Source organism: Streptomyces sp. ISL-10 (genome assembly GCF_018614575.1).
In the GTDB taxonomy this organism is placed as follows: domain Bacteria; phylum Actinomycetota; class Actinomycetes; order Streptomycetales; family Streptomycetaceae; genus Streptomyces.
In genome coordinates this window covers 57,126-76,076 of the sequence record NZ_JAGGOJ010000002.1, presented here as the reverse complement: position 1 = coordinate 76,076, position 18,951 = coordinate 57,126, and the positions used below count along the sequence as shown (strand labels likewise).

Below are 18,951 nucleotides of genomic sequence, written 5' to 3'. Positions count from 1 at the left end.
AGATCGCGAGGGCGGAGCGGACCGAAGGACAGCAGCAGCTCCCCCTGCTCCTCCTCGTCCGCGAAGTAAGGCCGCGCGCGAAGGCAGGAAGAAGGGCTCGCCCGCGCGGCTCACCGGTATCTCCTGGGCGAGGTACCCCATGACTCCCCTCCGAGCGCGGAAGAAGCGACCGACCGACCGGCCGCGCCGACTAACGCAACACTTTTCGCGTTACGAAGAGTGTGCCACCATGAAGGCCACTAACGCAACAGGAGTGGCAATTGGACGAGAAGGCGCCGGCGCCCGGCACCCAGCGCCCCGGCGGTCGAACCGCACGCACCCGCGCAGCGGTCCGAGATGCCGTCCTCACGGGCCTCGGCGAGCACGGCTACCCCGGCCTCACCGTGGAATACGTCGCCGAGCGCTCGGGCGTCCACAAGACGACCCTCTACCGCCGGTGGGGAGGCGTCGAAGAGCTCGTGGCCGACGCACTCGACCTCGCCGGGGAGGACAGCTGGACCCCACCCGACACCGGCAGCCTGGAAGGAGACCTTCATGCGCTGGCACGGGAGGTGGCGGAATTCCTCAACGACCCGGCGGCGGCGGCAGCCCCTGCGGCGTTCATCGCCGCAGCCTTCCGGTCGGAGCGCGCGGCCGAGGCCCTGCACGCCTTCTACGCGGCGCGATTCAGACGGTCGGCAGCCGTCGTCGAACGAGCGGTCGCGCGCGGCGAGGCGCCCGCAGCAACCGATGCGGGCGACGTGGTGCGAGCGGTTTCCGCACCCTTGTTCTTCCGGCTGTTCATCACGCGCGAGCCGGTCGACCGGGCTCTCGCCGACCGGTCGGCAGCAGCGGCGATCGCGGCGGTTCGTGCCGGTGTCTTCTCGACACAGGCGAGGGCGTGATCCTCCGTCGATGTCGGGCCGGGTCGCGGAAGGGCACGATCAGACCGTCCAGGACGGCTCCAGTTCCACGACGTCCCCGGCCAGGGCGGAGACGTCGGCCTCGGTCTGTGCCCGCAGGAGGAGCCGCTCGACCCGCTCTCTGCGGTATTTACCGTGTTCCGCCGCGGACAACCACATGGACATCACCAGGAATTCGTTTCCGGGTGCCTCGCCGAACAGCCCGCGCACCATCCCCGGAGATCCGGCCATCGCGGGATTCCACACCTTCTCCTGCATGAGGGTGAAGTGCTCGACCCGTTCCTCACGGACACGGCAGTGCGCCACCCGCACCACATCCGCATCCGCGAAACGCGGCTCGAAGCCTGTCTTCACATCAAAGCGGTAGTCGAAGAGCTTGGCCTGGATGTCCTTGTACGTGCCCGACTGCCCCGCTGCCAGCCTGTCGTGGGACCGCGCCATGAACGAGTCGTAGAACGGCCGGCTCTCCCAGAAGGAGAACACATGGGCGACATCAGGCCGTATTCGGCTCCAACCGCCGCCCTGCCCCCGGAATCCCGGCTCACCCAGCAGACCCGCCCACTTCCGCTGCCCCCGCTCGAACCCTCGACGGTCCACCACGGTGCAGCGAATCCACTTGACCAGCACCGCGCCATCGTACGGCCCGGACCGCGGCCCCGGCCCCCGTCGGCAGGAGTGCATCCGCCCGTGCGACGGTGCGCTGGTCATGCGCCAGGACGTCCCGGTCCGAGCCCTCTGGCGGCAGCCTCGACGAGGAGTTCCGCGATGTGGCCGTGCGACAGCGGCCGCCTCGCCGCATCCCCTGCCGAGCGACTACGGTCAACACTCATAGGTCTGAAGGCAGTTACGGGGAGGGAGATCCGGTGAGCAGCCTCAGCAAGGGGGTCCGGAAGGCCGAGGTGGCCCTCAAGTGGGATCCGAGTCCGCTGGGCGAGATGCCCCACGATCTCGACCTGGTGGCAGCGACGTACCGGTCGGATTCCACGAACGGCAAGCCGGCGTACGTCGTCCATTTCGACAGCAGGTCACCGGACGGGACGATCATCCTGACGAGGGACAGCAGGACCGGGCAGGGATTCGGCGCCGACGAGGTCATGACGCTGGAGTTCGACCGGCTGGCGCCGGTGTACGGGCGGGTCGTCGTGGGCGTCGTCATCCAGCAGCGCGACGGCCGGAAGGTGTTCGGCGACATAGCCAACACGCTGGTGCGGGTCCTGGAAGGGCATGGCGAGCTGGCAGCGTGCGACTTCACCGCGGTCTCGCAGTCCACGGCCGCCGTCGTGTGCGAGTTCACCCGCGATGAGGCGGGGAACTGGCAGTTCCGAGAATCGGTGCGCGGCTTCGACACCGACCCGCAGGACTTCGTCAGCCTGATGAGCGGCTGACGGCCGGTCCACAGCTCCGCCGGCCGGTCCGCGGCTCCGCCCGGGGCAGGCACGACGAAGGGGACCGACCTGAGGTCGGTCCCCTTCGTGCGCTGCTGGTCAGCTACCAGTGCGGGCTACGTCGGACGTGGCATCCCACGCGGTTCCGCTCGGTTTCAGCTGCAGCCGCTGGTGGAGCCGCAGCCCTCGCAGATGTAGCAGGAACCGGCCCGCTGCATCTTCGTTCCACAGGAGAAGCAGAGCGGCGCGTCGGCGCTGATGCCGAGCTGCATCTCGACCAGCTCGGCCGAGGTGTGAGCCTGCTTGGGAGCCGGGACCTCCGCCTTCGGGGGAGCCACGGCCTTCAGTTCCTGATGCCGCGGGGCTGACTGTGCCAGCGCCTCGACGTCGAGCTCGACATCGTCGACGGACTGCTCGTAGGAACCGGTCTCCAGGTGACGCTGACGCTCCTCGGCCGAGTGGATGCCGAGCGCGGAACGCGTCTCGAACGGCAGGAAGTCCAGCGCCAGGCGTCGGAAGATGTAGTCGACGATCGACTGCGCCATCCGCACGTCCGGGTCGTCGGTCATACCGGCCGGTTCGAAGCGCATGTTGGTGAACTTGGAGACGTACGTCTCCAGCGGAACGCCGTACTGCAGGCCCACCGAGACGGCGATCGAGAAGGCGTCCATCATGCCCGCGAGGGTGGAGCCCTGCTTCGACATCTTCAGGAAGACCTCGCCGAGGCCGTCGTCCGGGTAGGAGTTGGCCGTCATGTATCCCTCGGCGCCACCGACGGTGAACGAGGTCGTGATGCCCGGGCGGCCCTTGGGGAGGCGCTTGCGGACGGGGCGGTACTCGACGACCTTCTCGACCGCGGACCGGATCGTCTCCTCGGCCTTCGCGGTCACCTCGGCCTTCTCCTTCTCCTTCTTCTTGGCGGAGAGGGGCTGCCCGACCTTGCAGTTGTCGCGGTAGATGGCGAGCGCCTTGACGCCCATCTTCCACGCCTCGAAGTAGATCTCCTCGACCTCTTCGACGGTCGCCGACTCCGGCATGTTGACCGTCTTGGAGAGCGCACCCGAGATCCACGGCTGGATGGCGGCCATCATGCGGACGTGGCCCATCGCGGAGATGGAGCGCTCGCCCATGGCGCAGTCGAAGACCTCGTAGTGCTCCGGCTTCAGGCCGGGCGCGTCGATCACATTGCCGTGCTCGGCGATGTGGGCGACGATCGCCTCGATCTGCTCCGGCTGGTAGCCGAGGCGGCGCAGTGCCTGCGGCACCGTGCCGTTGACGATCTGCATCGAGCCACCGCCGACGAGCTTCTTGAACTTGACCAGGGCCAGGTCCGGCTCGAGACCGGTGGTGTCGCAGGACATCGCGAGACCGATGGTGCCGGTCGGGGCGATGACGGACGCCTGGGAGTTACGGAATCCGTTCTTCTCGCCGAGACGGATCACGTCCTGCCAGGCCTCGGTGGCCGCGGCCCAGACCGGCGTGTCCAGGTCGTCCATGCGGACGGCCTTGGCGTTGGCGTCGGCGTGCTGCTTCATCACGCGCTGGTGCGGCTCGGCGTTGCGGGCGTAGCCGTCGTACGGGCCGACGACCGCGGCGAGTTCGGCGGAGCGCTTGTAGGACGTGCCGGTCATCAGCGAGGTGATGGCACCGGCGAGGGCGCGGCCGCCGTCGGAGTCGTAGGCGTGGCCGGTTGCCATGAGCAGGGCGCCCAGGTTGGCGTAACCGATGCCCAGCTGGCGGAAGGCGCGGGTGTTCTCACCGATCTTCTGCGTCGGGAAGTCCGCGAAGCAGATGGAGATGTCCATCGCGGTGATGACCAGCTCGACGACCTTGGAGAAGCGCTCGACGTCGAAGGACTGGTTGCCCTTGCCGTTGTCCTTGAGGAACTTCATGAGGTTCAGCGAAGCCAGGTTGCACGAGGTGTTGTCCAGGTGCATGTACTCGCTGCAAGGGTTCGAGCCGTTGATGCGGCCGGACTCGGGGCAGGTGTGCCAGTGGTTGATCGTGTCGTCGTACTGGATGCCCGGGTCGGCGCAGGCCCAGGCGGCCTCGGCCATCTTGCGGAAGAGCGCCTTGGCGTCGACCTCCTCGATGACCTCACCGGTCATCCGGGCGCGCAGCCCGAACTTCCCACCGGACTCGACGGCCTTCATGAACTCGTCGTTGACGCGCACCGAGTTGTTGGCGTTCTGGTACTGGACGGACGTGATGTCGTCGCCGCCCAGGTCCATGTCGAAGCCCGCGTCACGCAGTGCGCGGATCTTCTCCTCTTCCTTGACCTTGGTCTCGATGAAGTTCTCGATGTCGGGGTGGTCGACGTCGAGGATGACCATCTTGGCCGCACGACGCGTGGCACCGCCGGACTTGATCGTTCCTGCAGAGGCGTCGGCACCGCGCATGAACGAAACGGGGCCGGAGGCGTTGCCGCCCGAGGACAGCAGCTCCTTGGAGGAGCGAATACGGGAGAGGTTCAGGCCGGCGCCGGAGCCGCCCTTGAAGATCATGCCCTCTTCCTTGTACCAGTCGAGGATCGACTCCATGGAGTCGTCGACGGACAGGATGAAGCAGGCGGAGACCTGCTGCGGCTGGGGCGTGCCGACGTTGAACCACACCGGAGAGTTGAAGCTGAAGATCTGGTGCAGCAGGGCGTACGCCAGCTCGTGCTCGAAGATCTCGGCGTCGGCGGGCGAGGCGAAGTAGTTGTAGTCCTCGCCGGCCTTGCGGTACGTCTTCACGATCCGGTCGATGAGCTGCTTGAGACCGGTCTCGCGCTGGGGGGTGCCGACCGCCCCGCGGAAGTACTTGCTGGTGACGATGTTGACCGCGTTCACCGACCAGAAGTCGGGGAACTCGACGCCACGCTGCTCGAAGTTCACCGAGCCGTCGCGCCAGTTGGTCATGACGACGTCACGGCGCTCCCAGACCACCTCGTCGTACGGGTGCACGCCGGGGGTGGTGTGGATCCGCTCGATACGCAGGCCCTTGCTCGCCTTGGCTCCCTTGGTGCGGGACCCTCGTGCCGGGCCGCTCGTCGTCTCGGTCATGCCGCCTCCCATACATGGGCAAAAACGCCCTGAAGTGCCCAGATCTTCCCGTGGCACTGCTTGTGTCTGTTGTCCCGGAGCGCCTCTTCGGCGCCCGTGACAGGTCATGTGCCGCCCTGAGCCGGCCGGAGAGCCCGTGACGCACAGGCTCCGCCCGCTCGGCCGGTGCCGCTCAGTCGGCGGCGGTCGCGGGAACGGGGACCTCGACGGCCCCGTCGCTCCGCTCCTTTACGGGTGGCCGCTCGCCGCGGAGCTCCGCGATGGCGGCCTCGAAGTCCTCGAGTGAGTCGAACGCCCGGTAGACGGACGCGAAACGCAGGTACGCGACGAGGTCGAGTTCCTGCAGGGGGCCGAGTATGGCCAGACCGACGTCGTGGGTGGTCAGCTCGGCACTTCCGGTGGCGCGCACCGCTTCCTCGACCCGCTGGCCGAGCTGAGCGAGAGCGTCTTCCGTGACCGGTCGCCCCTGGCACGCCTTGCGGACGCCGGAGATGACCTTGGTGCGGCTGAAAGGTTCCGTCACGCCGCTGCGCTTGATCACCATCAGCGACGCGGTCTCCACCGTCGTGAAGCGGCGGGAGCAGTCGGGGCACTGCCGGCGGCGTCGGATCGACGTTCCGTCGTCGGTGGTCCGACTGTCGACGACGCGGCTGTCAGGGTGCCTGCAGAAGGGACAGTGCATGGCTCCCAACCCCTCCTTCAACAGCACGACCGAATAGCCTCAACAGGCCCGTTGAGCCCCCCGAAGCAGCCCCAAGCATAGGCGATCCCCCGGGCTTCGACGGACCGGGGACCACAACTTCTGGGTGGCGGTCACAATCCAACCACTAGATCTGGGGTCCGACCGATTTTTCGGTCCGTAGCGCGTGTCGCGCGCACAGGCCGGGCGACCGGCCGCGTACGGGCCGTATGAGGGCCATCCACAGAGCGCACACGAAACGAGGGAAACGCATCCCGCACGGCCGAGCACGGAGCGCACGGGAAGAATCCGGAGCGCACACCCGGAGCAAGGGAAGCACCGAAAGCGCAGCCGCACGAGCGGGGAGCGAGCGGGCGCGCGAGCGCGGCTACGAGTGCCGGACGGAAGGCAGTGCCAGACTGATCACCGGCCCGGCCCCCACCCCTCCGGCGGCGGAGGCTACCGTAAGAACTCCCGCCGACCCGCATCACGGCGTTCGCACATACACCCAGCTGAGCAGCCACGTCAGACAATCCGCGATTTTTCACTCGAACGTGTGTTTGGCGCAACCTTTCGAAAGCAACTACCGTTGTCCAGCTAGGGAGACCATTCGAGAGGGGCCGACGTGACCACCACCGCTGACAGTGCCGCCATCACTGCCCAGGACCGCTCCCAGAACCGATTCGAGCCGGTGCATGCCATGAATGACGCAGCCACGACCCCGGAGGGGCCCAAGCCCACCCGCTCGCTGCCCGGCCGACCTCCAGGGATCCGGGCGGACAGCTCCGGCCTCACGGACCGGCAGCGGCGTGTCATCGAGGTGATCCGCGACTCCGTGCAGCGCCGGGGTTACCCGCCGTCCATGCGCGAGATCGGCCAGGCGGTCGGGCTTTCCAGCACCTCCTCCGTCGCACACCAGCTCATGGCGCTGGAGCGCAAGGGCTTCCTGCGGCGGGACCCGCACCGCCCCCGCGCGTACGAGGTCCGCGGCTCCGACCAGCCCAGCACCCAGCCGACGGACACCACAGGCAAGCCCGCCGCTTCGTATGTGCCGCTGGTGGGCCGGATCGCGGCCGGTGGCCCGATCCTCGCCGAGGAGTCCGTCGAGGACGTCTTTCCCCTCCCCCGGCAGCTGGTCGGTGACGGCGAGCTGTTCGTCCTCAAGGTCGTCGGCGACTCGATGATCGAGGCCGCGATCTGCGACGGCGACTGGGTGACGGTGCGCCGCCAGCCCGTCGCCGAGAACGGGGACATCGTCGCCGCGATGCTCGACGGCGAGGCCACCGTCAAGCGCTTCAAGCGGGAGAACGGCCATGTCTGGCTGCTCCCGCACAACGCTGCGTACCAGCCCATCCCCGGCGACGAGGCGACCATCCTCGGCAAGGTGGTGGCGGTGCTGCGGCGGGTCTGACGGACTCGCCGGCTCTGACCGGGCCCCGGGACCCACTGCGCCGGTCCCGGGGTCCTGCCGTGTCTTCTTCCTGCCGTGTCTTCTACCAGCCGTGTCTTCTACCAGCCGTGTCTTCTACAGGCGGGAAGGATGTGTGGGTCTCCCCCGGCGGGACGCACGCGGCCGCTGGGCTACTTGCCGTCCGCCTTGGCCGCCGCGTCAATGGCCGCCAGCGACCGGCGCACCTGATTGCGGTCCGTCGTGTACCAGAAATCGGGCAGAGAAGCCCGCAGATAGCTCCCGTACCGGGCGTTGGCCAGCCTCGGGTCCAGCACGGCGACGACGCCACGATCGCCCGTGGCACGCACCAGACGGCCGGCGCCCTGCGCCATGAGGAGGGCCGCATGCGTCGCGGCGACGGCCATGAAGCCGTTGCCGCCGGCTTCCTCCACCGCCTTCTGCCGCGCGCTCATCAGCGGGTCGTCGGGCCGCGGGAACGGGATGCGGTCCATGACCACCAGCTGGCATCCGGGGCCCGGCACATCGACGCCCTGCCAGAGGGAGAGCGTGCCGAAGAGGCAGGTCTCGGGATCGGCGGCGAAATTTTTGATCAACTCGCCGAGCGTCTCCTCGCCCTGCAGCAGGATCGGCTTGTCGAGCCGCCCTCTCAGTTCCTCGGCGGCGGCCTGGGCGGCCCGCATGGAGGAGAACAGCCCGAGGGTGCGTCCGCCGGCGGCCTCCACCAGCTCGGCCAGCTCGTCCATCATGTCGCCGCGCGAACCTTCACGGCCCGGCGTCGCAAGGTGCCGTGCGACGTAGAGGATGCCCTGCTTGGGGTAGTCGAAGGGCGAACCGACATCGAGGCCCTTCCACTGCGGCACCTCCTCCCCGCCGGTGCCCTCCGGGGCGAGCCCCAGCGATGCCCCCACCCCGTTGAAGTCGCCGCCCAGCTTGAGGGTCGCGGACGTGAGCACCACCGACCGCTCCGAGAACAGCTTCTCGCGCAGTAGCCCCGAGACCGACAGGGGCGCCACACGCAGCGAAGCGCCGAAGCGGTCGTGCCGCTCGTACCAGACGACGTCGTACTCGGAACCCTGGGTGATGCGCTCGGCGACGGCATGGATGTTCTCCACGGAGGCGAGCGCCTGCTTGCGCACCGCGTCCTCGTCCTGGACCGACTTGTCCCGGGCGGAGCCGATCGCGCTGATCACCGTCCGTGAGGCGTCACGCAGCGCCATGAGCGCGTAGCCCAGGTCCTCCGGGATTTCCTCGAGGCGGCCCGGCAGCGCCAGCTCCATCACGCGCTCGAACGTCTCCGAGGCGGTCTGGAGCGCGTCCGCCGCCTTCTCGTTGACCAGTTTCGCCGCGCGGCGCACAGCGCGGTTGACCTGGCCCGGGGTGAGCTCGCCGGTGGCGACACCGGTCACGCGCGAGACCAGCTCGTGCGCCTCGTCGACGATCAGCACCTCGTGCTGCGGCAGGACCGGCGCTCCCTCGATGGCGTCGATCGCGAGCAGCGCGTGATTGGTGACCACCACGTCGGCGAGCTTCGCACGCTCCCTGGCCATCTCGGCGAAGCACTCGGCGCCGTATGCGCACTTGGACGCCCCGAGGCATTCGCGGGAGGAGACGGAGACCTGGCCCCAGGCCCGGTCGGAAACACCGGGCGTGAGGTCGTCGCGGTCGCCCGTCTCGGTCTCGTCCGCCCAGTCCCGCATGCGCAGCAGGTCCTGGCCGAGCTTGCTCGTCGGCGCGGCGGCCTCGAACTGGTCGAAGAGGCCCTCCTCCTCGTCCTGCGGCGCGCCCTCGTGCAGACGGTGCAGGCAGAGGTAGTTGGAGCGGCCCTTGAGCATGGCGAACTCGGGCCGCCGGCGCAGCAGGGGGTGCAGCGCGTCGACGGTGCGCGGAAGATCACGCTCCACCAGCTGCCGCTGCAGCGCGAGGGTGGCGGTGGCGACGACCACCCTTTCCCCATGGGCAAGCGCCGGGACCAGATATCCCAGGGACTTTCCGGTGCCGGTGCCGGCCTGCACCAGAAGGTGGGAATTGTCGTCGACGGCCTCGGCGACGGCCTCGGCCATCGTGACCTGGCCTGGCCGTTCCACCCCGCCGACGGCGGTGACGGCGGCATGGAGGAGCTCGGGGAGGGATGGCTTCGTCATAGCTCGACCAGCCTACGGGGCACCACTGACACCACGATCACCCATCGCGCGCATCAGGCCATGCTCAGCGGGTTGGGCACGGTGCCGTGCACGGCGGCGTGGGGACGGTCGGGCCGGTCACGGTAACCGTCGAGATGAAGCCTGTTGCGGTTGAGGCACAACCGATCGATACGTTCCGTGAGCAGATCGAACAGCTCGTAACGCTCCTCGAGCTCCGGGAAGCGGGCCTGATACCGGAGGATCTCCGCCCGTACGAGGGAGAAGAACGCCGCCTCGGCGACTCCGAGCTGATCATCGAAGAGCGGGGCGAGATACCGGAAGACGCCCACGAAGAGTCCCGAGTGGATGAACTGGGTGAGGAAACCGGGCTCCTCGGTCAGCAGGACACGCCGCACCTCGTCCGGCATCGAGGCGTGCTCGGGCAGCGGCCGGGCGCTGACGTTGACGTCGTCGACGAAATCCTTGATCGCCAGCCGCACCGGGACGTCGTGCTCGTCGTAGACGACGATCGCGTTCTCCCCGTGCGGGGAGAAGACCGTCCCGTAGCGGTAGAGAAAGTGCAGCAGCGGAGGCAGGAGAGCGGCGAACAGCCGCTGGAGCCAGACGTCGGGGCCGAGCCCCGACCGCTCGACCAGCTCGGCGGCGAAGGCGCGGCCCCGGGGATCGGTGTGGAGCAGTGACGCGAGGGTGCGGGCCCGCTCGCCCGGGTCCAGGCGCGGCCCGAGCGGCTCGCGCCAGATGGCGCCGAGCAGTTCCTTGTACTGATAGGGCACACCGTCGAGGCGGTCGTACAGGGGATGCTCGACGGTGACCGAGGCGACCTCTCCGAGCAGGATCGCCCGGCAGTCGTCGCGGAGGAACGGGTCGGCATCCCGCAGTCCCTGCACCCACGCGGTGACGGCCGGAGCTGCGAGGGTCCGTTCCGTGGGCAGTCCGCGCCACACCAGCGTGTTGAGGATGGACAGCGGCAGTTTGACCGTGTGCCGATCAGGGCGGTCGACGTTCACGAACGTACGGATGGACTGCTGGGGCAGCCGGAGATCGCCGTCCTCGGTCAGCGGGACGATCTCCTGCCGGGCGATGGCCGGTGCGTACAGCGGCAGCAGCACCTCGTCCCACTGCCAGGGGTGTACGGGCAGAAAGAGGTACGCCGCCGGATCAAGCCCTCTGGCGCGCAGTGCGGCGTCGAAAGCGGCGCGCACGGAGTCGTCGAGCTCGCGGTGATAGAGGTCGTCCGGTGTGGCGAGGTGCGAGACGCCCCGGTACCGCGCGAGTGCGGTGCCGACGGCGATCCACGGCAGTGCAGCGGGGCTGCGTGCTTCGGGTGACCAGCGGGCGGCGTCGCGTGCCGAGAATCCGATGCGGCCCTTGTTGAGGACGAGCCACGGATGCCCGGTCTGGTGTCCCTCGAGTTCGGCGTAGCCGAGGTCGGCCAGCTCGGCGGCCATGACCGCCCTGTGGGAGAGCGCGGTGTCGGCGGTGAGGGTGAGGGAGAGCTCGCGCAGCAGGTGGCCGAGGGTGGCCCCGTCGAGGGCGAGGGTGTCCTTCGCCCGGGCGAGGAAGGCGAGCGGGTCCGAGAAGGGCTGCCCGCTCCACTCGACGGAGCCGGCCTCCACGCGCCAGCTTCCGTAGGCACCGCGCCGCGCCAGGAAGGTCAGGTCTCCGCGGTCGTCGACGGTGAGGACGTAGCGCCGGCTCGGTGCCGGGCGTGTGAGGTCGCCGGGCTGGGCGCTGTGAGGGACAGCGGCCGCGTCCGCCCGCGGTTCGGCGATCTTCGGCTCGATGATCTCCTCGTAGGCGAACTCGCCGATCATCTTGGCCAGCAGTCGGGCGGCGGCCCGCTCCCAGCTGTCCCGGTCGAGGCCGGGTGGCACACACAGGCCGGACGGCGACGGCTGGGTCGCCGGTTCGGCGCGTGCGGCGGGTTCGGCGCGTGCGGTGCCGGCAGCGCGTGCAGCGCCGATGCGTGCGGTCGAAGGCGTGGAGCGGGTCGAGGCGCTGGACTCTGCCCAAGCGGCGGAGTCGGTCGAGGCGGTGGGTTCGATCGAGGCGGTGCTTTCGGTCGAGGCGGTGGAGTCGTGGCTGGCAGGGGGCTTCGGCACGGGGACTCCTCGAGTGGAACCGATGCGGTTCGAGCGGTGTAGGAACGCAGCGAGCCGGTCACAGCAGGTGCCGCAGACCGCGATCACGGACCATGAGCGCGGCTCGCTTGTCGGGTAGGTCGGCTTCCCCGAACAAGCGGAAGCCGGCGTTGAGAAAGGCGGACACGGAGGGGGTGTTGCGCAGATCGGGTTCGGCGACGACACGTGCGCAGCGCGGGCGGCGGTCGAGTACGAGGTCGGAGACGGCTCTGAGGAGTACGGACCCCAGGCCCCGTCCGCGGTCGGCCACGCCGCCGAGGAGGAGATGAATGCCGGTGTCGTGCGGGCGGGCGGGATAGTGACGGGCCAGGGGATCGAGGTCGGCACGGTAGATCTCGAAGTAGCTCATGGGTGTGCCGTCGAGTACGCCGAGGCAGGGGACGCTGCGGCCGTCTCCGTCGCACTGGCCGCGCAGGTGCGCGGCCGTGACGGACTCGGGTCCGTCCAGCTCCCAGAAGGCGGCAACGGACGGGTCGTTCATCCAGCGGGTGATCAGCGCAAGGTCCCGTTCCGGACGTACGGGAACGAGGTGGAACTCACCGGCGGGGGTGCTCACCGGTCCCCAGTCCGCCGGGCTGTCCAACAGGTCTGCCGGGGCGACCAAGAGGTCCTGGGCGGACACGGAGATCTGTTTCGCGCGAGAAACGCTGCTGTGGGCGCCTTGGTGGAAGAGCGTGCGGAACTCGTCGGGCAGGCGTAGATGGAGGGTGTCCTCCGGGCCTGAGCCGGGCGGGGAAGCCTCTTCCGCGCCGGTGTCGGTCATGGCTTCGGGGTGTGGCACGGCGACGGTCTCCTCTCGTCGTTCGGACGGCGTCACGGTGTCGGCGTTCGGTGATCCGCACGCTTCTCAGGACACGAGAGGGTTGGCGATGGTGACGTAGACGGACTGGGTGTCGACAGGGCCGACGAGTTCGTCGAGGCCGTGCAGGCGGGTGAGCAGGTTGGCCTTGGCCCGCAGCGTCGGGGCTTCGAGGAGCAGCGTCGGCAGCGGCGAGCCGAGACGGACATGGGTCGCCAGGAAGCGCCGGAAGGCGGCGAGGAGGACCCGTTCGTCGGCGAGGCGCTGCGCTCCGAAGGCGCCGATCAGGCCGAGCACGTTGTTGATGCCGAGGTAGTACGCGAAGCGCTCGTCCGTGACGTCGTCGGAGACGAACGTGTCGCTGTCGCGGCCGATGCCCGGGAGGCGGCGCTCGAGAGCGTCGCGGTGGGACTGGCGGAAGTAGTAGCCCTGGTTGTCCCGGTAACGGCCTCCTACGGGCCAGCCTTCGGGGTCGAGGAGTACCAGCGTGTTCTGCTGGTGCGCTTCGAGGGCGATGCCCGCGGTGGCGTCGAGCCAGAGCAGGGGGCGTACGACCTGGTCGAGGTAGCGCAGGAGCCACTCCGCCGCCACCGCGGCGACGGGCCGGCCGGTGCGGGCGGCGAGGCGCTCGACCGTGTCGGAGAGTCGCGAGTGCGTGCCGGTGCGTCCGGGCCACGGCCGGGGGGACGTCAGGGCGGCGATGCAGACGGCGTCGTCGCCGTGGTGAAAGGGGTTGTGGCGCAGCATGACGTCGAGTCCCGGGACGGGTTCTCCGTCCGGCGTGTCCACGGCGAGCCATGCGGGGTCGCGCACGATGTCGAACCCGGGGTGGGCGGCGCGCCACTGCTCGGCGAGTCCCGCGCGGAGCAGACGGTGGACCTCCACACCACGGTGGAGCTCCTTGCGGAGGTTTTCCCGGCGAGAGTTGGTGATGCGCAGCCCCAGGGACAGTTTGAGCATGGCGGGTGCCCCGGGGCGGTGCACGGTACGGACGGAGGAGGTGGGGTGCCAATCGGCCCCGTGAGGGCCGAGGTCGTGGAGGAGACCGGCGTCCAGGAGCGCGGCCACGGCGGGCCGGTGGCGCAGGTCGCGTGCCTGCCAGGGATGCAGGGGCAGCGCGGCGCAGTCGCCGGGGACCTGGAGGTCACCGGCGAGGCGGGAGGTGAGCTGCTCGGCGGCGAGCGTGCGGCCCCGCTCGGTCCAGGCCGAGTCACCGGCGAGGACGGAGCGGTCGACTGCCAGCCAGTGAAGGGGGAAGGCGCCGTACAACTCGGGTGAGTAGAGACGGGACTCGGCGTCGGACAGTCCCTCGCGGCTCTTGGGCGTGGGGTGCAGTGGGTGGCCGAGCAGGAGGGACTGTTCGGCGGAGAGGAAGAGGTCCGCGGCCTCGGGGGCGGCGGGGAGCCTGCGGCGGTGGGCGATGAACTGCGCGGTGCGCTGTACGGAATCGGCGACACGGCCGACGAGATCGGTCCCTTCGGCGCCGCCGGCTTCCCTGCCGAGGAGCGCGGCGACGGTCACCGCGTCGGTGGTGGTGGCATCGTGGGGGCTGCTCTCCAGAGACGGCAGCCCGAATCGGTGCCAACCGGTGGCCGACCAGTAGCGGACGGGGACCAGCAGCGCGGTTCCGCTGGCGTGGAGCGGGATGCGCAGGGTGTTGCCGTCGGGCGGGGCAAGGTTGTTCTCGCGCACCCAGCAGCGGAGCAGGTTCTCGATCGCGGCGGCATCGGCCGCACGGCGGGGATCCGGGTGGTCGAGGTGATCCGCCGTTTCGGGGGACGTCGGCAACTGCCGTGCGGGGTCAGGGGTTTCGTCGTCGAGGCTCCCGCCCTGCTGGCGCGGCACCGTCGCCGCCTCGGCCGTGAGCGGTCCGCTCACGGCGACGTGGGGGAGGTGTGCGGCGGTGGGGCGGCCGTGGGCCTCGGGCACTTCGGGTGCGGGGATCGGGTTCACGGAGGCTTCCTTGTGGCGGTGTCCGGGGTCAGTACGACTGCCCGCTGTCGGTGCGGCGTCGAGTGGAGCGTTCGGCGGCGGCCAGTGCGTCCGCGAAGCGGTCGAGGACGGCCACGGCCTGTTCGTCGGTGAGGGTGAGCGGAGGAAGGAGGCGGACGACGGCGGAGTGTCGTCCGCCGAGTTCGACGATGAGGCCGCGGTTCAGACACTCGCGCTGGACGGTCGCGGCGAGTTCGGGAGCGGGCGGTGGGACGAGCGCGTCGGGGGCGGTGGAGTCGGGGTCGACCAGCTCCACGCCGATCATCAGTCCCCGGCCCCGCACGTCTCCCATGCAGGGGTGGGCGGCGGCCAGGCCCTGCAGGCGGGACAGCATGCGGGCGCCGAGGGTGGCGGCCCGTTCGGCGAGGCGGTTCTCGCGTACGTACGCGAGCGTGGCCGCCCCGGCGGCCATCGCGAGCTGATTGCCGCGGAACGTCCCGGCGTGCGCTCCTGGTTGCCAGGTGTCGAGCTCGGACCGGTAGACGATGACCGCCAGCGGAAGTGAGCCGCCGATGGCCTTGGACAGCACCATGACGTCGGGCACGATGCCGCTGTGCTCGACGGCCCAGAAGGTGCCGGTGCGTCCCACACCCGTCTGCACCTCGTCGGCGATCAGCGGGATGGAGCGGGCGGAGGTGATCCGGCGCATCCGGCGCAGCCACTCGTCGGGGGCCGGGATCACTCCGCCCTCGCCCTGTACGGGTTCGAGGATCATTCCGGCGGGCGCGGGTGTTCCGCCCTTGGGGTCGTCGAGGAGGTTCTCGGTCCAGCGTGCGGTGAGTTCGGCCCCGCGCTCGCCGCCGATGCCGAAGGGGCAGCGGTAGTCGTGCGGGTAGGGCAGGCGTGTCACACGTACGCCGGTGGCGCCGCCCGATGCGTCGAGAGCTCCGGCCGTCATGCCGTGGTACGCGCCGGTGAAGGCGAGGATCCCGTTGCGGCCGGTCGCGGTGCGGACCAGTTTGAGTGCCGCCTCGACGGCGTCGGTCCCCGCCGGCCCGCAGAACTGGATCCGGGCGTCGGCGGCGAACTGCGGTGGGAGGGTGGCGAACAGCTCGGTGGTGAAGGCGTCCTTGACGGGTGTGGCCAGGTCCAGGATGTGCAGCGGCGCACCGGAGTCGAGGACCTTCCTGATGGCTTCGAGGACGACGGGGTGGTTGTGCCCGAGCGCAAGGGCGCCGGCTCCGGAGAGGCAGTCGAGGTAGCGGCGGCCGTCGGCGCCCTCGATCGTCAGGCCCCGGGCGCGTACGGGCACGATGGGCAGCGAACGCGCATAGGTGCGGGCGGCCGATTCGCGCAACGACTGCCGGCGCAGGATGCCCTCCTGGGCGGCCGGGGCGGTCGGAGCAGGTTCGGTCACGGCCACGGCTGTTGGTCCTCCCGCTGTCACGGTTGCGTCTCCCATGGGTACGGCTCCGGGCCTGCAACCGCTCGGCGTCGAGGCCGCCCTCCGTGTCCCCCGCCCGTACCAACGACGCGGCGGGCCGGGGATCACGGCCGGGAGGAAGATCCTTGCGCGGGCGGAACCGCGGACCTGGTGCACGCCGTCCCCATCGGCACCGGCATAGTGGGGGCCGCACCCGGCGGCGGGATCCACCGGGACGGCGGCGGGCCGGTTCGCCGCCAAAAGCACCGACATTGCCGACAGTTGCCTGAAGTTCAGACAGAACAGCAGCACCGAAGTCCCAGGGGGATCACGAGATGCGACCCATTCGCCCGACGCTGGCAGCGGCGTCCCTTGCCGCCGTGCTGGCGCTGGCTGCCACCGCCTGCGGTCCGAGCGAGGACACCGCGGGCGACAAGCCGAGTGCCCCGGCCAGTCAGACCGCCGACGACAAGATCACGATTCCGGACGATCTCAAGGACCGGCTCAAGGAGCACGGGATCGACCTGGACAAGTGGAAGAACGGCGAGTGGAAGAACTGGGACAAGGACAAGTGGCTCCGTGAGGCCAAGGACTATGTCAACCCGATCATCGAGGACCTGTGGGACCCCGACCGGATGCGCGATGCGGACAAGCCGCCGGCGAAGCCCGTGGACCCGGACATCTCGGGTGACGAGGGTGTCACCGACCCGACGCCGAAGCCCGTCGACGCCGTGCCGGTGAAGGCCCCGTACCACGCGAGCGCCGCCGAGGCGGGCAAGGTCTTCTTCGACGGCCCGCAGGGCTCGATGGTCTGCTCCGCCACCGTGGTGAAGGACCCCGCCAACCCGGGCAAGTCGAACATGGTGTGGACGGCCGGCCACTGCGTCCACGCCGGCAAGAGCGGCGGCTGGTACCGCAACATCGCCTTCGTCCCGTCGTACAACGACAGCGCCAAGCCCACCTCGGAGCTGGAGAAGGCTCCGAAGGAGGAGATCGCTCCGTACGGCGTGTGGTGGGGCGACTGGGCCCAGACGTCCGAGCAGTGGATCGCCCAGGGCGCGGCGACCGGCGGCCAGGGTGCGCCGTACGACTTCGCGGTCATCCACGTCACCCCGGAGAAGGGCAGCACGGGCAAGTCGCTCGAGGAGACGGTCGGCGCCGCGCTGCCGGTCGACTTCAACGCCCCGGCGGTACCCGACATCGCGGCCATGACGGCGACCGGCTACCCGGCGGCTCCGCCGTACGACGGCCAGAAGCTGTTCCAGTGCGCCGACAAGCCGGGCCGGCTCTCCTTGAAGGCCGAGGAGCCGACGATGTACCGCATCGGATGCACGATGACCGGCGGTTCCTCCGGTGGCGGCTGGGTGGCCGAGGGCCAGGACGGCAAGCCTGCCCTGGTGTCCAACACCTCCATCGGCCCGGTGACGGCCGGCTGGCTGGCGGGTCCGCGCCTCGGCAAGGAGGCCGAGGGCGTCTACACGGCGGTCAGCAAGAAGTTCGCGGGGCAGTGACCGGGGGATGTCCGCGTTCGCATGACGAAGCCGTCGCGTGACAGAGCCTCCTCTGTCGCAGCCGCCGCGTGACAGAACCTCGCGTCGACGGAGCCGCCGTGTGAGGGGCCGGAGGCGTGACGGACCAGAGGCGTGAGTGAGAGCAGGGGCGTTCGGCCGTGAGGCCGGGCGCCCCTTGCTGATCACGTGGAGACTCCGTGGAGTTGCCGACCGGCCTCAACTGCGCGCCTGCGCACCGGCTTAGAGTGGTGCCGCACCCGCGGCGGCTCCGGAAGGCCGCCGCCTCTTCGCATGACACGCCCATGGCAAGTACGCAGTGCGCACCTGCCTCGACGTGTCGCATCAGGCGCTGGTGCACCCGCGTTCACGGCACATTTCGCACGTACTTCAGGGGGAATCGTTTCCATGCGATCCATACGTCCGCTGCTGGCTGCCGCCGGCCTCGTCTCGGCTCTCGCGCTGACGGCGACCGCCTGCGGGCCCGGCGAGGACCAGGCTGCCGACAAGCCCGCCGCCTCCGCGGCAGGCGCAGGCAACGGCGGCGCAGACGCCGCACTTCCAGCCGACCTGGCCGACAAGCTCAAGGACCACGGTGTCGACCTCGACAAGTGGAAGAACGGCGAGTGGAAGAACTGGGAGAAGGACAAGTGGCTGCGTGATGCCAAGGACTTCGTCAACCCGGTGATCGAGGGTCTGTGGAAGCCCGAGCGGATGACGACGGCCAAGGCACCGGCCAAGACGCTCGCCGCCGGCGACATCTCCGGTGACCAGGACGTCACCGACCCGGAGCCGCGCCCAGTGCGGGCCGAGGCGGAGAAGAGGCCTTACCACAAGAACGCCGCACCGGTCGGCAAGGTGTTCTTCGACGCCCCTGAGGGCTCGATGGTCTGTTCGGCGACGGTCGTCAAGGACCCGAAGAACCCGGGCCGGTCGAATCTCGTCTGGACCGCCGGTCATTGCGTCCACGCGGGCCGGGCCGGCGGCTGGTACCGCAACATCGCCTTCGTCCCGGCCTACAACGACAAGGGCAAGTCCCCCGCCGCGCTGGAGAAGGCGCAGCCCCAGGAGATCGCCCCGTACGGCGTCTACTGGGCGGACTGGGTCGCCACGTCGGGCGAGTGGATCGACCAGGGCGGTCCCACGGGCGGCACCGGCGCCCCCTACGACTACGCCGTGATGCATGTGAAGCCGGAGCGGGGCTCCAAGTCGCCGGAGGAGACGGTGGGCGCCGCCCTCGACGTCGACTTCGAGGCTCCTGAGGCGAAGAGCATCGACACGATGGGCGCGTGGGGCTACCCGGCGGCACCGCCGTACAACGGCGCGATCATGCACAAGTGCGTGGACCGGCCCGGCCGGCTCTCCATCGCCCCCGGCACGCCGACGATGTGGCGCATCGGCTGCACCATGACGGGCGGCTCCTCGGGCGGCGGCTGGTTCGTCCGGCAGCCCGGCGGCAAGACGGTGCTCGTCTCCAACACGTCGATCGGCCCGGTCACTTCGGGCTGGCTGGCCGGCCCGCGGCTGGACCGCGGGGCGCAGCAGATCTTCTCGGTGATGAGCGACAAGTTCGCGGGCCGGTAGGC

General features: G+C 69.8%; 13 protein-coding genes. 5 read left to right on the top strand and 8 right to left on the bottom strand.

All coding sequences use genetic code 11. The annotated features are described in order from the left end of the window. The first annotated feature begins 260 nt into the window (after window positions 1-260). On the top strand, window positions 261-884 hold the full coding sequence (locus J7E88_RS00330; RefSeq protein WP_215176009.1) for a TetR/AcrR family transcriptional regulator: 624 nt from the start codon (window positions 261-263) through the stop codon (window positions 882-884). A 39-nt stretch (window positions 885-923) separates the two neighbouring features. On the opposite strand, the gene J7E88_RS00325 is transcribed toward J7E88_RS00330, so the two are convergent. Beyond that, entirely contained in the window at window positions 924-1,529 is a 606-nt protein-coding gene (locus tag J7E88_RS00325; protein WP_215176007.1) for a YdbC family protein, read from the bottom strand. Between the two features lie 236 nt (window positions 1,530-1,765). On the opposite strand from J7E88_RS00325, the gene J7E88_RS00320 reads away from it, so the two are divergent. Continuing rightward, complete coding sequence (locus J7E88_RS00320; RefSeq protein ID WP_215176005.1) at window positions 1,766-2,287, top strand: TerD family protein; 522 nt, start codon at window positions 1,766-1,768, stop codon at window positions 2,285-2,287. A gap of 155 nt (window positions 2,288-2,442) precedes the next feature. On the opposite strand, the gene J7E88_RS00315 is transcribed toward J7E88_RS00320, so the two are convergent. Together J7E88_RS00315 and nrdR are read right to left on the bottom strand one after the other, a co-directional pair. Beyond that, window positions 2,443-5,331 (bottom strand): vitamin B12-dependent ribonucleotide reductase, encoded by a 2,889-nt coding sequence (locus J7E88_RS00315; RefSeq protein ID WP_215176003.1) that lies wholly within the window; start codon window positions 5,329-5,331, stop codon window positions 2,443-2,445. A gap of 172 nt (window positions 5,332-5,503) precedes the next feature. Next, window positions 5,504-6,013 (bottom strand): transcriptional regulator NrdR, encoded by a 510-nt coding sequence (gene nrdR / locus J7E88_RS00310; RefSeq protein WP_215176002.1) that lies wholly within the window; start codon window positions 6,011-6,013, stop codon window positions 5,504-5,506. A gap of 622 nt (window positions 6,014-6,635) precedes the next feature. On the opposite strand from nrdR, the gene lexA reads away from it, so the two are divergent. After that, a complete protein-coding gene (gene lexA / locus J7E88_RS00305; RefSeq protein WP_215176000.1) occupies window positions 6,636-7,421 on the top strand; it encodes a transcriptional repressor LexA in 786 nt (261 codons plus the stop codon). A 170-nt stretch (window positions 7,422-7,591) separates the two neighbouring features. Here lexA and J7E88_RS00300 read toward each other — a convergent pair whose 3' ends face one another. The 5 genes from J7E88_RS00300 to J7E88_RS00280 all read right to left on the bottom strand — a co-directional run bounded on the left by J7E88_RS00300 (window position 7,592) and on the right by J7E88_RS00280 (window position 15,857). Next, window positions 7,592-9,562, bottom strand: coding sequence for an ATP-dependent DNA helicase (locus J7E88_RS00300; RefSeq protein WP_215175998.1), 1,971 nt, complete (start codon window positions 9,560-9,562; stop codon window positions 7,592-7,594). Window positions 9,563-9,615: 53 nt separating this feature from the next. Next, complete coding sequence (locus J7E88_RS00295) at window positions 9,616-11,436, bottom strand: IucA/IucC family siderophore biosynthesis protein (protein WP_308307218.1); 1,821 nt, start codon at window positions 11,434-11,436, stop codon at window positions 9,616-9,618. 286 nt (window positions 11,437-11,722) lie between these two features. Further along, the gene (locus tag J7E88_RS00290; protein WP_374196200.1) at window positions 11,723-12,484 is read right to left on the bottom strand and encodes a GNAT family N-acetyltransferase; all 762 of its coding nucleotides are present in this window, start codon (window positions 12,482-12,484) and stop codon (window positions 11,723-11,725) included. A gap of 66 nt (window positions 12,485-12,550) precedes the next feature. Further along, entirely contained in the window at window positions 12,551-14,455 is a 1,905-nt protein-coding gene (locus J7E88_RS00285) for an IucA/IucC family siderophore biosynthesis protein (RefSeq protein ID WP_215175996.1), read from the bottom strand. Between the two features lie 28 nt (window positions 14,456-14,483). Continuing rightward, on the bottom strand, window positions 14,484-15,857 hold the full coding sequence (locus J7E88_RS00280) for a diaminobutyrate--2-oxoglutarate transaminase family protein (RefSeq protein ID WP_215175993.1): 1,374 nt from the start codon (window positions 15,855-15,857) through the stop codon (window positions 14,484-14,486). Window positions 15,858-16,192: 335 nt separating this feature from the next. Here J7E88_RS00280 and J7E88_RS00275 point away from each other — a divergent pair, with 335 nt between their 5' ends. Both J7E88_RS00275 and J7E88_RS00270 read left to right on the top strand, forming a co-directional pair. Further along, a complete protein-coding gene (locus tag J7E88_RS00275) occupies window positions 16,193-17,368 on the top strand; it encodes a serine protease (RefSeq protein WP_215175991.1) in 1,176 nt (391 codons plus the stop codon). 405 nt (window positions 17,369-17,773) lie between these two features. After that, entirely contained in the window at window positions 17,774-18,949 is a 1,176-nt protein-coding gene (locus J7E88_RS00270) for a serine protease (RefSeq protein ID WP_215175990.1), read from the top strand. Window positions 18,950-18,951 lie beyond the last annotated feature (2 nt).